12 protein-coding genes and 2 pseudogenes are annotated in these 12,751 nt (G+C 54.3%); 7 read left to right on the top strand and 7 right to left on the bottom strand.

All coding sequences use genetic code 11. The features are described 5' to 3' along the window. The coding region (locus RTY00_RS09370) for a 2Fe-2S iron-sulfur cluster-binding protein (protein ID WP_312664221.1) at positions 1-498 on the bottom strand (498 nt) is incomplete at its 3' end. Next, on the bottom strand, positions 495-1,823 hold the full coding sequence (gene guaD / locus RTY00_RS09365; protein WP_312664220.1) for a guanine deaminase: 1,329 nt from the start codon (positions 1,821-1,823) through the stop codon (positions 495-497). The genes guaD and RTY00_RS09370, both read right to left, overlap by 4 nt. A 384-nt stretch (positions 1,824-2,207) precedes the next feature. On the opposite strand from guaD, the gene ydfG reads away from it, so the two are divergent. Further along, the gene (gene ydfG / locus RTY00_RS09360) at positions 2,208-2,954 is read left to right on the top strand and encodes a bifunctional NADP-dependent 3-hydroxy acid dehydrogenase/3-hydroxypropionate dehydrogenase YdfG (RefSeq protein WP_008104194.1); all 747 of its coding nucleotides are present in this window, start codon (positions 2,208-2,210) and stop codon (positions 2,952-2,954) included. A gap of 61 nt (positions 2,955-3,015) precedes the next feature. Here ydfG and RTY00_RS09355 read toward each other — a convergent pair whose 3' ends face one another. Further along, complete coding sequence (locus RTY00_RS09355; RefSeq protein ID WP_312664223.1) at positions 3,016-3,342, bottom strand: YnfA family protein; 327 nt, start codon at positions 3,340-3,342, stop codon at positions 3,016-3,018. Positions 3,343-3,475: 133 nt separating this feature from the next. Between RTY00_RS09355 and RTY00_RS09350 the strand changes: the two genes are divergently transcribed. Together RTY00_RS09350 and RTY00_RS09345 are read left to right on the top strand one after the other, a co-directional pair. Then, entirely contained in the window at positions 3,476-3,811 is a 336-nt protein-coding gene (locus tag RTY00_RS09350; RefSeq protein ID WP_179450799.1) for a DUF1283 family protein, read from the top strand. A gap of 52 nt (positions 3,812-3,863) precedes the next feature. After that, positions 3,864-4,160: a DUF1161 domain-containing protein gene (locus RTY00_RS09345; RefSeq protein ID WP_312664219.1), complete on the top strand. Its 297-nt coding sequence runs from the start codon at positions 3,864-3,866 to the stop codon at positions 4,158-4,160. Positions 4,161-4,191: 31 nt separating this feature from the next. Here RTY00_RS09345 and RTY00_RS09340 read toward each other — a convergent pair. Continuing rightward, positions 4,192-5,652, bottom strand: a pseudogene (locus RTY00_RS09340) (MDR family MFS transporter). Positions 5,653-6,037: 385 nt separating this feature from the next. Between RTY00_RS09340 and RTY00_RS09335 the strand changes: the two are divergent. Genes RTY00_RS09335 through osmV form a run of 4 tightly spaced genes read left to right on the top strand, consistent with a single transcriptional unit; the run spans position 6,038 to position 9,490 of the window. Next, positions 6,038-6,754 (top strand): ABC transporter permease, encoded by a 717-nt coding sequence (locus RTY00_RS09335; RefSeq protein ID WP_008108907.1) that lies wholly within the window; start codon positions 6,038-6,040, stop codon positions 6,752-6,754. A gap of 16 nt (positions 6,755-6,770) precedes the next feature. Continuing rightward, entirely contained in the window at positions 6,771-7,697 is a 927-nt protein-coding gene (locus tag RTY00_RS09330; protein WP_312664218.1) for a glycine betaine ABC transporter substrate-binding protein, read from the top strand. Positions 7,698-7,706: 9 nt separating this feature from the next. Continuing rightward, on the top strand, positions 7,707-8,354 hold the full coding sequence (gene osmW, locus RTY00_RS09325; protein WP_008108902.1) for an osmoprotectant ABC transporter permease OsmW: 648 nt from the start codon (positions 7,707-7,709) through the stop codon (positions 8,352-8,354). Then, positions 8,354-9,490 carry an osmoprotectant ABC transporter ATP-binding protein OsmV gene (gene osmV, locus RTY00_RS09320; RefSeq protein ID WP_312664217.1) on the top strand — a complete coding sequence of 379 codons (1,137 nt, stop codon included), beginning with the start codon at positions 8,354-8,356 and terminating at the stop codon, positions 9,488-9,490. The genes osmW and osmV overlap by 1 nt, the downstream gene beginning before the upstream one ends. 141 nt (positions 9,491-9,631) lie before the next feature. Here the strand turns inward: osmV and RTY00_RS09315 are convergent, their stop codons facing one another. From RTY00_RS09315 to RTY00_RS09305, 3 genes and pseudogenes are all read right to left on the bottom strand, one after another. Next, a complete protein-coding gene (locus tag RTY00_RS09315) occupies positions 9,632-11,005 on the bottom strand; it encodes a nucleobase:cation symporter-2 family protein (RefSeq protein ID WP_312664216.1) in 1,374 nt (457 codons plus the stop codon). 179 nt (positions 11,006-11,184) lie between these two features. Continuing rightward, complete coding sequence (gene bioD / locus RTY00_RS09310) at positions 11,185-11,889, bottom strand: dethiobiotin synthase (protein ID WP_409519129.1); 705 nt, start codon at positions 11,887-11,889, stop codon at positions 11,185-11,187. A 102-nt stretch (positions 11,890-11,991) separates the two neighbouring features. After that, positions 11,992-12,751 (bottom strand): annotated as a pseudogene (locus tag RTY00_RS09305) (ROK family protein); the annotation flags it as partial.

The following is a 12,751-nucleotide window of genomic DNA, read 5'->3' as shown; positions in this document are numbered from 1 at the left end:
GCTGAAGGCATCCGCAACAGGTTGTTCGCATGCCTGCTGCGCCGCATCCATGATCGGACGATAGCCGGTACAGCGACACAAATTGCCCGCCAGCGCCTGTTCTGCCTGATGACGATCCCAACCTGCGCTGTTTTTCTGCAGGGTAAACAGCGACATCACGAAACCTGGCGTGCAGTAACCGCACTGTGAACCGTGGCAATCCACCATCGCTTGCTGCACGCTGTGCAATTCGCGCCCCTGCTTGAGATCTTCCACCGTAATCAGCTGCTTGCCCTGCAGGCTGCTTACCAGCGTCAAACAGCTGTTGACCGCCTGATATTGCATCTCTCCATCTACCACTTTACCGAGCGTGACGGTGCAGGCGCCGCAATCGCCAGAGGCACAACCCTCTTTAGTGCCGCGACGATGCTGCTGACCGCGCAGGTAGTTGAGCACGGTGAGATTGGGATCGAGCTCGCGTTCGGTAATTAAACGATCGTTGAGTAAGAACTGGATCATGCGATTTGCTCCTCACTTTCGCGCTGCCAAACCGGCTTGCCGCTCACCCAGGTTTGCGCAATGTTGCGGTCGTCGCCGAGCGTCATCATTACAAACAGCCGCTCCCAGATATCTTTGCTGTTGCCGTTACGCAGCTTTTGCAGCGGCGACACCGCCGGATCGAGCACGACAAAATCAGCCTCTTTGCCGGGATTAAAGTTGCCGATGACGTCTTCGAGATCGAGCGCGTGTGCACCGCCCAAAGTGGCGTGATAGAACGCTTCGCAGGCGCTGAGTTTGTACTGCTGTAGCTGGCCGACTTTGTAGGCTTCGCCCAGCGTTTGCAGCAGATTAAAGGTGGTGCCTGCGCCCACGTCGGTGCCAATGCCCATGCGTACGCCCTGCTGCCAGCAGCGTTTGATGTTGAATAAGCCGCTGCCGAGGAACAGGTTTGACGTTGGACAAAAGGCGATCGATGAATCGGTGTCATGCAGGCATTGCCACTCTTGATCTTCCAGATGCAAACAGTGCGCAAACACGCTGCGTTTGCCGGTGAGTTGGTGGTGATGATAGACATCAAGATAGCCTGCGCGCTCCGGGAATAACGCTTTTACCCAGGCGATCTCCTGCTGGTTTTCACTTAAGTGCGTGTGCATCCAGACATCAGGAAACTCCTCGCGCAGCTGACGCACTTTATCCAGCAGTTCGGGTGATGAGGTCGGCGCAAAGCGCGGCGTTAGCGCATAGCTCAGGCGGCCGCGCTGATGCCAGCGCTCAATCAGTTCACGCGTGTGCTGATAGCTCTCTTCTGGCGTTTCGGTCAGGTATTCCGGTGCGTTGCGATCCATCATCACTTTGCCAGCGATGAGCCGCATATCCAGCTGCAGTGCGGCGCTGAACAGGGAATCAACCGACTGCTTATGCACGGTGCCGAACACCAGCGCTGTTGTCGTGCCGTTCGACAATAGCTGATGCAGGAAGAACGCTGACATTTTTGCTGCGTGATCGGGACAGTGATATTGGCTCTCTACCGGGAAAGTGTACTGATTGAGCCACTCCAGCAGCTGTTCGCCAAAGGCGCCGATCATCTCGGTTTGCGGGTAATGAATATGGGTATCGATAAAGCCGGGCACGATCAGTTTGCCGCGCAGATCGGTGACGCGTGTGTGATCAACGCGCCCTTCCGCGATTTGCCAGCTTTCAAGGCTGACCACTTTGCCGTCACGCAGCGTTAATAAGCCATCTTCGAGATAGCGCGCATTGGCAGCGATGTCGTCTGGCTGCGCGGCCAGAGCGGTGAAATCAAAGAAGCTGGCGCGCAGCAGCGTTTCGGGTGCGTAAGGCATAATGGTTCCTTGGTGCTTTTTTATAAGTGCAGGTGATTGCCTTAAAGATAGTTTGCAAAGCGCATGCCAATGCAAAGAACAAAAAATACTGTTTACTTTCAATATAATAGGTTGTTTTGGCGGGTTTTTATGTCAAGCTTGCCTGGCAAACGTGTGCGCAACCGGTTGCCTGGGTTGGCAAACGTTTGCGATTTAACATTGCGGTGAGTTTTGTCAGTCATGACGTATTTAGCGCCCGATGACGTGCGTCTTTGTGGTGCGCTGATGCACTCGCAATGTGCAGGAAAAATCCTGCAACAAGCTGCCTTTGGTTTTCATGAGCATGGGTTCGAGGTTAATGCTAAGGTGTGGCTGATAACCTGAAATCGTTTAAGGAACAGTGAGATGATTATTTTTGTTACTGGCGCAACCGCTGGTTTTGGTCAAAGTATCACCCGCCGCTTCATTGCTACAGGTCATAAAGTGATCGCCAGCGGACGTCGCGCTGAGCGCTTAAAAGAGTTGAAAGATGAATTGGGCGATAATCTGTATACCGTTCAGCTGGACGTGCGTAATCGTGCAGCCATCGATGAAGTGATTGCCTCCCTGCCCGCTGAATGGCGCAATATTGATGTGCTGGTGAACAATGCTGGCCTGGCGCTGGGTGTGGAACCGGCGCACAAAGCCAATATCGAAGACTGGGAAAATATGATCGACACCAACAACAAAGGGTTGGTGTACATGACGCGTGCGGTGCTGCCTGCCATGGTTGAGCGCAACGTCGGTCATATCGTGAATATCGGTTCGATTGCGGGCAGCTGGCCTTATTTGGGTGGCAACGTGTATGGCGCGACCAAAGCGTTCGTGCGCCAGTTCAGTCTGAATCTGCGTACTGACCTGCACGGCACCGCGCTGCGCGTGACCGATATCGAGCCAGGTTTGGTGGGCGGCACCGAATTCTCCAACGTGCGCTTCAAGGGCGATGATGATAAAGCGGGCCAGGTTTACGAAGGCACCACCGCGTTAACGGCGGAAGATGTGACCGAAGCGGTCTACTGGGTGACGACGCTGCCGAAACACGTCAACATCAATACGCTGGAGATTATGCCGGTGACGCAAACCACCGCAGGATTGAAAGTGCATAAAGGTTGATGTGATTTTGTAGGGTGCGCATTCATGCGCACCAGGTCGCCATTAATGGCGACCCTACGGTTTACGTGCGGTCCCAGCCGGTTACGATTATCAACATGCCGCTAAAGGCGACCAGCGCGCCGACCCAATCCCATGCACTGAGTTTTACGCCATCCACCACGCGCAGCCAGATAAGCGCGGTCAACACGTACACGCCGCCATAGGCCGCATAGACGCGCCCGCTCGCGGCGGGATGTAGCGTCAACAACCAAACAAACAGCGCCAGACTCGCTGCGGCGGGCACCAGCAGCCAGGCCGTCATGCCCTTCTTCAACCATAGCCACGGCAGGAAACAGCCAACAATTTCCGCTATCGCAGTGATAAAAAACAGCAAGGCGGTTTTTACCAGCATAGAAAATCTCTCACTAAGCTAAACAAAGCGCTCACCGCTGGTGAGCAAAGAAGCAGCGATGATATACTAGCGCCCATGGTTGTTACAGCCGCGATCCCGGCTGTGCTGGTGTTAACTGAAGGAAATGACGATGAAAAAACTGTTATCCGCCCTGTTGGCGACCGTGGTGACGTCGAGCCTGTTAATGGCTGCGCCCATCGCTTCGGCAAAAACCGATCGCCTGATCATTGAAGATGGCAGCAGCGCCTCCAGCAATGAAGCCGCGCGCCAGAGCAAAGAGCAGTGGAACGATACTAAAAATCTGCGCAACAAGGTCAATACGCGCGTTGAGAAAGAGTTCGATAAAACGGATAAAGCTTTTGATACCCGCGACTCCTGCGAAAAGAGCTACAACGTTAACGCTTATTGGGAACCGAATACGCTGCGTTGCCTTGACCGCCGCACCGGACGTCCACTTGCACCCTAATCGTTTATCACTGCTATAGTTTTGACAGGATTTCTGACCAAAGGAGTGAATGATGAAACAACGTAATGCAGTGCTGCTGATGGCGATGTTGTCGCTGCCGGTTTTGGCGCAGGCTTCTTGTGAAAGTGTCAAAGCGGACATCAGCAAAAAAATCATCAACAACGGCGTCGCCGAATCGGACTTCACGCTGGATATCGTGGCCAATGATCAAGCTGATCAGGTCGGCGGCCAGGTTGTGGGTCATTGCGAGAACGACACACAGAAAATCGTTTACAAGAAAAATGGCCGTGATGGCGACAGCAACGTGCCAGACGGCGCGGGTAGCTCTCAGGATGCGCCCGCGCAGTAACACTTCGGGCGGCTCTCTGGCCGCCCTGCTTTTATTCCACTTCCGGCCTTTGCCGCGGCATCATCCACGCTACCCACAGCGTTAACAGCGCAATCAACAACGACACCACAAATACCCAATGTAACGAGCTGGCGATTTGCCCGGTCCAGTTATGCAGCGTCGCTTCTGGCAGCGCCTGACGGCTTTCGTGCGACATAATTTTCTACATCGGATCGTCGGCCTGCGGCAGGCGAAGCGACAAGTTCAGGTTCAGCACCGCGCCTAATAACGCGGTACCAATTGCTGAGCCGATCATGCGGCTGAACATGATTGATGCGGTGCAAATGCCGCGAATGTCGTAATGCGCATGGTTCTGTACCGATACCAGAAACGTGGTGCTGGTCATGCCCATACCGGTTCCAATCACAAAGGCGGTGAAGCCCGCCTGCATAATCGAGCTATCGCTGCGCAGTAACAGCAGCAACGCACTGCCAGCAATCAGCAGCAGCGCGCCCAACTGCGCGGTGAAGCGATAGGAAGTGATAAGCATCAACCTGCCGCTTAAGGTGCTCGCCAGCGGCCAGCCAATCGACATCATCGCCAATGCGCTGCCAGCCTGCAGCGGCGTGCCGCCGGTGATGCCCTGAATCCACGTCGGCAGAAAGGCGCTGATGCCCATCATGCTGGCACCGATAATCAGATTGCCGATGTTACCAGCGACAATGAGCCGACTGCGCCAGATTTCCAGCGGAAACAGCGGCGCATCGGCACGCTGTTCATGATGTTTCAAACGCCAGGCGGCGATGACCGCCAGCAGCAGGAACGGCAGCAGCCAGAAGCCAAGTACTTCGGCCTGCAATAGCGCGACTAATAATGCCGTCACGCAGATCATCAGCCAGCAGCTGCCGGTGAGATTGAGCGTGGTGGCCTGATTTTGCTCACGCGATGGAAGGAAGCGCGCCAGCAGCAGCATGGCGATGGCGCCAATCGGTACGTTAACCCAGAAAATCACCGACCAGCTAAAGTGCTGCACCAGCCACGCGCCGCTCAGCGGGCCAATGATTGCCGCCACGCCCCAGACGCTGGAGAGCCAGCCTTGTACGTTGGCGCGTTCGCGCGGGGAATAGACGTCAGCCACAATGGTGGAGGTCAGCGGCATAATTGCGCCGGCACCCAAACCCTGAAAAGCGCGAAACAGAATCAGCCATGTCATGCTGTGGGCGAATCCGCACAGAATCGATCCCAGCAGGAACAGCGAAACGCCAATAAACAGCAGCCGTTTGCGGCCCCACATGTCTGCTAATCGGCCATACAGCGGCACGCTGACGGCTTGTGTCAGTAAATAGATGGAAAATACCCAGCCAAACTGCGAAAAGCCGCCAAGATCGGCAATGATGGTCGGCATCGCGGTGGCCACGATAGTGACTTCAATCGCCGCCATAAACATAGCGAGCATGCAGCCGATGAGAATCCAGTGGCGATGTTCCGTGTTCAATTCTGCAGTTTCAGTCATACGTCTCCCTAATTTCTAACAAGGCTAGCTGAAAATTCACCAGACCAGTTTCCTCTGCGTGCGCCCCATCTGTGACGACGTCACTTATTTCGATGAAATTTTTTTATTGTCGGATGATGCCTTATTCCATGCGGGTTAGATGCGGTTTTTGATTATTTCTATCTGTCTGATTTTGCCGCAGAAACTGGCGCTTATCGACAAGCATTGCTATAGGTCTAAGCGGTGCTTTCCAGTTATTCACTGAAAAAGCATCTGCTAATAGTCATTTTAACTGCAATTTAACGGGGTGAAGGATTTTCGTATGTGTGTGTTTTAACACTGCGCCGCCATCCTGGAAATGACATCACCACATCGAACGATTTTTTGAATCAGGGAGACACTGGCTATGCAAAATGCATCGCTCGCCCGCCGCGCTGGGCTGGCTCTGCTCGCGATTGTTGCGGTGATTGCCCTGCTTGTTTGGGGGCTGGGGCTGAATACGCTGCGCGACCGCCGGGAGGATTTGATTTATCTCGGGCAGCAGCATCTATTTTTGGTGTTTTGGTCAATGTTCTTCGCGCTACTAGTGGGGATTCCCAGCGGGATATTGCTGAGTCGTCCGTTTGCCCGTCGCTGGGCAGAGTACGTGATGCAAATCTTCAACGTGGGTAACACGCTACCTCCGCTGGCAGTATTGGCGCTGGCGATGGTGATTGTCGGTATCGGCGATCGTCCTGCGCTAATTGCCCTGTTCCTCGCCTCGCTGCTGCCGATTGTGCGTAATACTTTTGCCGGTTTAAGCGCGGTACCGCCGTCGCTAATCGAAGCCGCCAACGGTATAGGTATGACCAAGTTTCAGCGTTTGCGTCAGGTGGAAATTCCCAATGCGCTACCGGTGATTCTGGCCGGCGTGCGCATCGCCACGGCGATTAACGTTGGCACCGCGCCATTGGCGTTCCTGATCGGCGCCAGCAGCTTTGGTGAACTGATCTTCCCCGGCATCTACCTCAACGACTTCCCTACGCTGATCCTCGGCGCCGTGGCAACCGCGCTGGTTGCGCTGGTGCTCGACATGCTGCTTGCGGCATTGGGACGTTATCTCAGCCCGCACTCTGCGGCTTAACACAAGGAGTTTTGTGATGGCCACTGCCAATAAGCTGGCGCGCTGGGTAAAACATACTGCGCTGGCACTGACCGCGACGCTGGTAATCAGCCAAAGCGCCGCTGCTGCAACACCAATCACCATGGCAACCAAGAGCTTTACTGAGCAGCACATCCTCTCCGCGATGACGGTAATTTGGCTGCAGAAGAAAGGTTTTCAGGTGATCCCCAAGACCAATATCGCCACCACCATTGGTCGTAACGCGATGATCAATAAACAGATTGATATGACGTGGGAATACACCGGTACCTCGCTGATCATCTTTAATCACATCAATAAACCGATGTCGACGGAAGACGCGTATAAAACGGTAAAACAGCTGGATGCGAAGTTAGGTCTGGTCTGGCTTAACCCTGCACCGATGAACAATACTTATGCGTTTGCTATGCAACGCGATCGCGCGGAGAAAGAAGGCATTAACACCATGTCGCAACTGGTGGCGAAGCTGGAAGAGGTACGCAAGAACGATCCGGATCATAACTGGAAACTCGGTTTGGACCTGGAGTTCTCTGGCCGTTCCGATGGCCTGAAGCCGTTGCAGAAAGCCTACGACATGCCGCTCGATCGTCCGCAGATTCGCCAGATGGATCCCGGCTTAGTCTACAACGCGATTCGCGATGGTTTTGTTGACGCAGGTTTGATCTATACCACCGATGGCCGGGTGAAAGGGTTTGAACTCAAAGTGTTAGAAGATGATAAGCACTTCTTCCCGAGTTACAACGTCACGCCGGTGGTGCGTCAGGATGTGCTGGAGAGCCATCCAGGCTTGGATACGGCGCTTAATCAGCTTTCCGCATTGATTAATGACGAAGCGATCACCGAGATGAACAAACGTGTCGATATTGATCATCAGTCGCCGCAACAGGTGGCGCGTGATTTCCTTCAATCTAAGAACATGCTGTAAGGAGGCGCTGTGGATACCTTGCATTACATCATGAATAACTGGCACACCTTGATGTCGCTTACCTGGCAACATACCTGGCTGGTGCTGGTCGCGGTAGGTTTCGCCATTATCGTTGGCGTGCCGCTGGGCATTTTAATTGTGCGCTTTAAGTGGCTGGCCACGCCGGTGCTCGGCATCGCCACCATTGTGTTAACCATTCCCACCATTGCGTTGTTTGGTTTGATGATTCCGCTGTTTTCAATGATCGGTCAGGGCATCGGTGCCCTTCCGGCGATTACTGCGGTGTTCCTCTACTCTTTGCTGCCGATTGTACGTAACACCCACACCGCGCTGGAAAATCTGTCTCCTGGACTGCGCGAAGCTGGTCGTGGAATTGGCATGACTTTCTGGCAGCGTTTGCGCTGGGTGGAAATTCCGATGGCGCTGCCGGTGATTTTTGGCGGTATTCGTACGGCGGTGGTGATGAACGTTGGCGTAATGGCGATTGCCGCCGTGATTGGTGCGGGCGGTTTGGGCCTGCAACTGCTCGACGGTATCAGCGGCAGCGATGTGCGCATGCTGATTGCTGGTGCCTTGATGATTTGTTTGCTCGCGATTGTGCTTGATTGGCTGCTGCACCGTTTGCAGTCGGCGCTGACTCCTAAGGGGATTCGATAATGATAAAACTGGAAAACCTGACGAAAACCTTTACGCAAAAGAACGGCATGTCACTCAATGCCGTTGATAACGTCAGCCTGGAAGTGCCAGCCGGGGAAATGTGCGTGCTGCTCGGCCCATCGGGCTGTGGCAAAACCACCACGCTGAAGATGATCAACCGCCTGATTCCGTCCTCAAGCGGCAGGATTTTGATCAATGGTGAAGATACCAGCGGACAAGATACCGTTACCCTGCGCCGCAATATTGGTTACGTGATCCAGCAGATTGGTTTGTTCCCGAACATGACAATCGAGGAGAACATTACCGTGGTGCCGCGCATGCTGGGCTGGGATAAGAAGCGCTGCCGCGAACGCGCCACAGAATTGATGAGCATGGTGGCGCTCGATCCGACCAAGTTCCTGCATCGCTATCCGCGTGAAATGTCCGGCGGTCAGCAGCAGCGTATTGGCGTGATTCGCGCGCTGGCCGCTGATCCACCGGTATTGCTGATGGATGAACCTTTCGGCGCGGTCGACCCGATCAACCGTGAAGTGATTCAGAACGAGTTCCTGGAAATGCAGCGTCAGTTGAAGAAAACCGTGATGCTAGTTAGTCATGATATTGATGAGGCGCTGAAACTCGGCGACCGCATTGCGGTGTTTGGTCAGGGCAAAATTGTGCAGTGCGCCAGCCCGGATGAGCTGTTAGCCAAACCAGCGAACGACTTTGTTGGTTCTTTTGTCGGGCAGGACCGTACGCTGAAACGTTTGTTGCTGGTGCAGGCTGGCGATGTCACCGATCAGCAGCCGACCATCACCGTGCAGCGTAATACGCCGTTGCAGGACGCTTTCGCTACCATGGACGATAACGATATGCGCTCGGTGACGGTGGTTGATGAAGATGGCAAGCCACTGGGATTTGTTAAGCGTCGTGAAGCGCGCGGATCCACGGGCCGCTGCGAAGAGATGCTGCATACCTTTAAAGTGACCGGCAAAGCGGAAGAGAATTTGCGCGTGGTGCTGTCGAAGCTGTATGAGCACAACACGGTGTGGATGCCGATTGTCGATGAAGAAAGTCGTTACAGCGGCGAGATATCGCAGGATTACATTGCCGATTATCTCAGTTCTGGACGTACGCGCCGTCGTTTGAATCCATAAAACCGCACGATACTTGAAACGCAGGAAGAGGCGGCAGAGGAGTAAAGTGTCCCGCGCCATGGATGGCGCGGGCCAAGCCCCATGGATGGTTTATGGCGTCTTTACGATCTGCCGCCTCTTCTTGCGTATGCACCCTGCACGTTAATGCGACTCCTCAGCCGTTTTTGCCGCTACTGCTTCGCTGCGCTCTGAAGGCAGCACGACATTCAAAATAATCGCCAGCATCCCACCGGTAGTAACCGCGTGACCAAACAGATTGTTGATCAGCGTGGGGAACTGTTTCAGCACATCAGGCACTGCTTCAACACCTAAGCCGATACCAAACGACACGGCAACAATCAGCATCTCGCGACGGCCAAGTGGCGTTTGCGTCATCACGCGAATACCGGCCGCCACCACGCTACCAAACATCACGATGGTCGCGCCGCCCAGGACTGGCGGCGGAATCTGCTGCAGCATGGTACCAATCGCCGGGAACATACCGAGCAGCACCAGCATCACGCCGATCACCATGCCAACGAAACGGCTGGCGACGCCGGTCATCTGGATGACGCCGTTATTTTGCGCAAAGGTGGTGTTGGGAAAGGCCGAGAATACGGCGGCGAGCAAACAGCTGATGCCATCGGCGAAAATACCGCCCTGCATGCGGCGCTCAAACGCTTCGCCTTCAATCGGCTGCTGCGACAACATGCAGTTCGCCGTAAGGTCGCCCACCGCTTCAATCACGGCAATCACCGATACCAGCGCGATGGGAATGAAGATGGTCCAGTCAAAGGCAAAACCAAAACGGAACAGTTCTGGCAACACCAGCCACGGCGTATCGCCCATTGGCTTGAGGGTGAGATGACCGGTTAACGCTGCGGCGATACAGCCCGCTGCAATGCCGGCAACCACGGCAACCAGCCGCGTCCAGCGATTTTGTGAACGGTTAAGTACAATAATCACCAGCAGCGTCAAGGCGCCGAGCGCCAGATTGCCGGGTGCGCCAAAATCGCTGGCGTTATGGCCACCAGCGCAATCGGTGATGCTGACTTTAATCAGGCTGATGCCGATCAAGGTAATAACGGTGCCGGTGACCACCGGCGTCAACACTTTGCGCAATGGTGCGATGCAGCGGCTGATTAACATCGGAATCATCGCCGCCACCAGGTTGCAGCCAAAGATCATCGCCATGATCTCTTCAGGCGATCCGCCGCGTGCTTTGACCATTAATCCGCCCGACAGGATCACACCAAGAAAGGCAAAACTGGTGCCCTGCAAGCAGATCATGCCGGCACCAATGCCCATAAAGCGACGCGCCTGCAGGAACGTACCCAAGCCGGAAACCAACAGCGACATGCTGATCAGATAAGGGATCCACGCCTGTAATCCCAAAACGGAACCAATAATCAGCGGCGGCGTAATAATGCCGACGACGCTGGCCAGCACATGTTGCAGTGCGGCACAAAATGCAGGCAATGGACCGATGCGGTCATTCAGCCCATACAACAAACCTTTCTCATTTGATTGAGACATACAGGTGCTCCGGCAAGATATTCATCAGAGCAGCTGATGCATGAATCACGCCAGAGAAGAGTGTTCAATAAAATGCAGGGAGTAAAGCATTGAATAATAGAGGAATTAATTCTTTAAAAAGGATGGCTGAATCTGAATCATTAGATTCAGCCACTGATCATTTGCGGCATTTTGTTTCATCAGGCCGCAGGCTTTGCACTGTTGTCGTGCGTAAAGTTCTCATCGAGCAGCGAAATATCCAGATAACCGCTCAGTTCCCGCTGCTCTGCACGCGGCAGGTAAGGCAACTCGCCTAATAAAGGTGCACCTAACTTGTTACTCAAAACATCAATAATTTCAGCGTAATGCGCCAGACCGGGATTAATACGGTTTGCCACCCAACCCGCCAGTTGCAATCCATCCTGTGCAATGGCCTCTGCGGTCAGTAAAGCGTGGCTGATGCAACCTTCCTTAATACCTACTACCAACACAACCGGCAAATGCTCCTGCCGCACCCAGTCGGACAAAGGCTGCAAGTCGTTCATTAAACTGCGCCAGCCACCGGTGCCTTCAACTACTACGCGCGCCGCGCGCTGCTGCAAATCGTTCAGACTGCGTGTGAGTAAGGGATAATCAATGCGCTGCGTCGGGCTGGTGCTGATTTCATCCTCTTCCAAAGCGATAGGATTAACGGCGGAATAAGTGAGAGTGAGGCCCGAAGCCTGCTGCAACAGCAGTGCATCTTTATTACGTAAGCCTTCGGGTGTGCGCTGCGTGCTTTTGGCAACAGGTTTAAAACCTGCGGCGCAGAGATTCGCCTTGGCAAAGCACTGCAATAACGCGCGGGATACCACGGTTTTACCCACCGCGGTGTCGGTACCGGTGACAAAAAGCGTTTTCACCATTCTCCTCCTTCATTAAAGCGATGTGTAACGTGCGAAGGAGGCAGTTTAAGGAAATGTTTTCGCGGGCAGATTGCGTTAGGACAAACTTAAGGCGAGCTGTAATTATCCCTGCAACAGTTTTACCAATAAGTGGCCGCTATAGAGCGCGTCTTTTATCAGGGCTGCACCGCCAAAAGTACCGGGATCGCTGAAAGCCGTTGGTGTGAGCTGGATTTCACTGCTGTAAGCGGGCAACGCCTGCTGACGAATGGTACTGCTCACCGCAGGGAACAGCACATCGGCGGCTTGATTAAGCGGCGAACCGATAAGAATTTGTTGAGGATTAAAGATGTTTACCATCATCGCCAGCATGCGGCCAATATGATGTCCGACGCCAGCGATCACATCACGCGCCAGACGATCGCCCTGCTGCGCGGCGGCGCATAAGCTCTCAATCGTCAACGGCGTCTGATGCAATACACTGTCCGGCTGCGACGGCAAACGCTGGGCGGTGAGAGTGAGCAAGCTTCCGATGCTGGCGACGGTTTCAAGACAGCCGTTATTGCCGCAATAACACTGCTGGCCGTAAGGATCGATTTGCGTATGCCCAATCTCCACCAGCGTGCGACCATTTTTATGCAGCAGTTGTCCGCCGCTGATCACGCCCGCGCCGACGGTTTCATCGATCACAATCTGAATCACATGTTGTGCGCCGCTGGAAGCACCAAACAGTGCTTCGGCTAACGTCCAGGCAGAAATATCATGCTGCACGAACACCGGCAAACCGGTGCGTTGCGCCAGCGTTTCTCCCAGCGGTTTTTTTTTTCAAGCAGAAGACGGCATACGATATACCACGCCAGAGGCCCCGTTGATCAATCCCGGC

This window comes from Pantoea sp. CTOTU49201, from assembly GCF_032054795.1.
Lineage (GTDB): Bacteria > Pseudomonadota > Gammaproteobacteria > Enterobacterales > Enterobacteriaceae > Pantoea > Pantoea symbiotica.
Note: the sequence above shows the minus strand (reverse complement) of the source record. Positions and strands in the feature narration are given on the sequence as shown.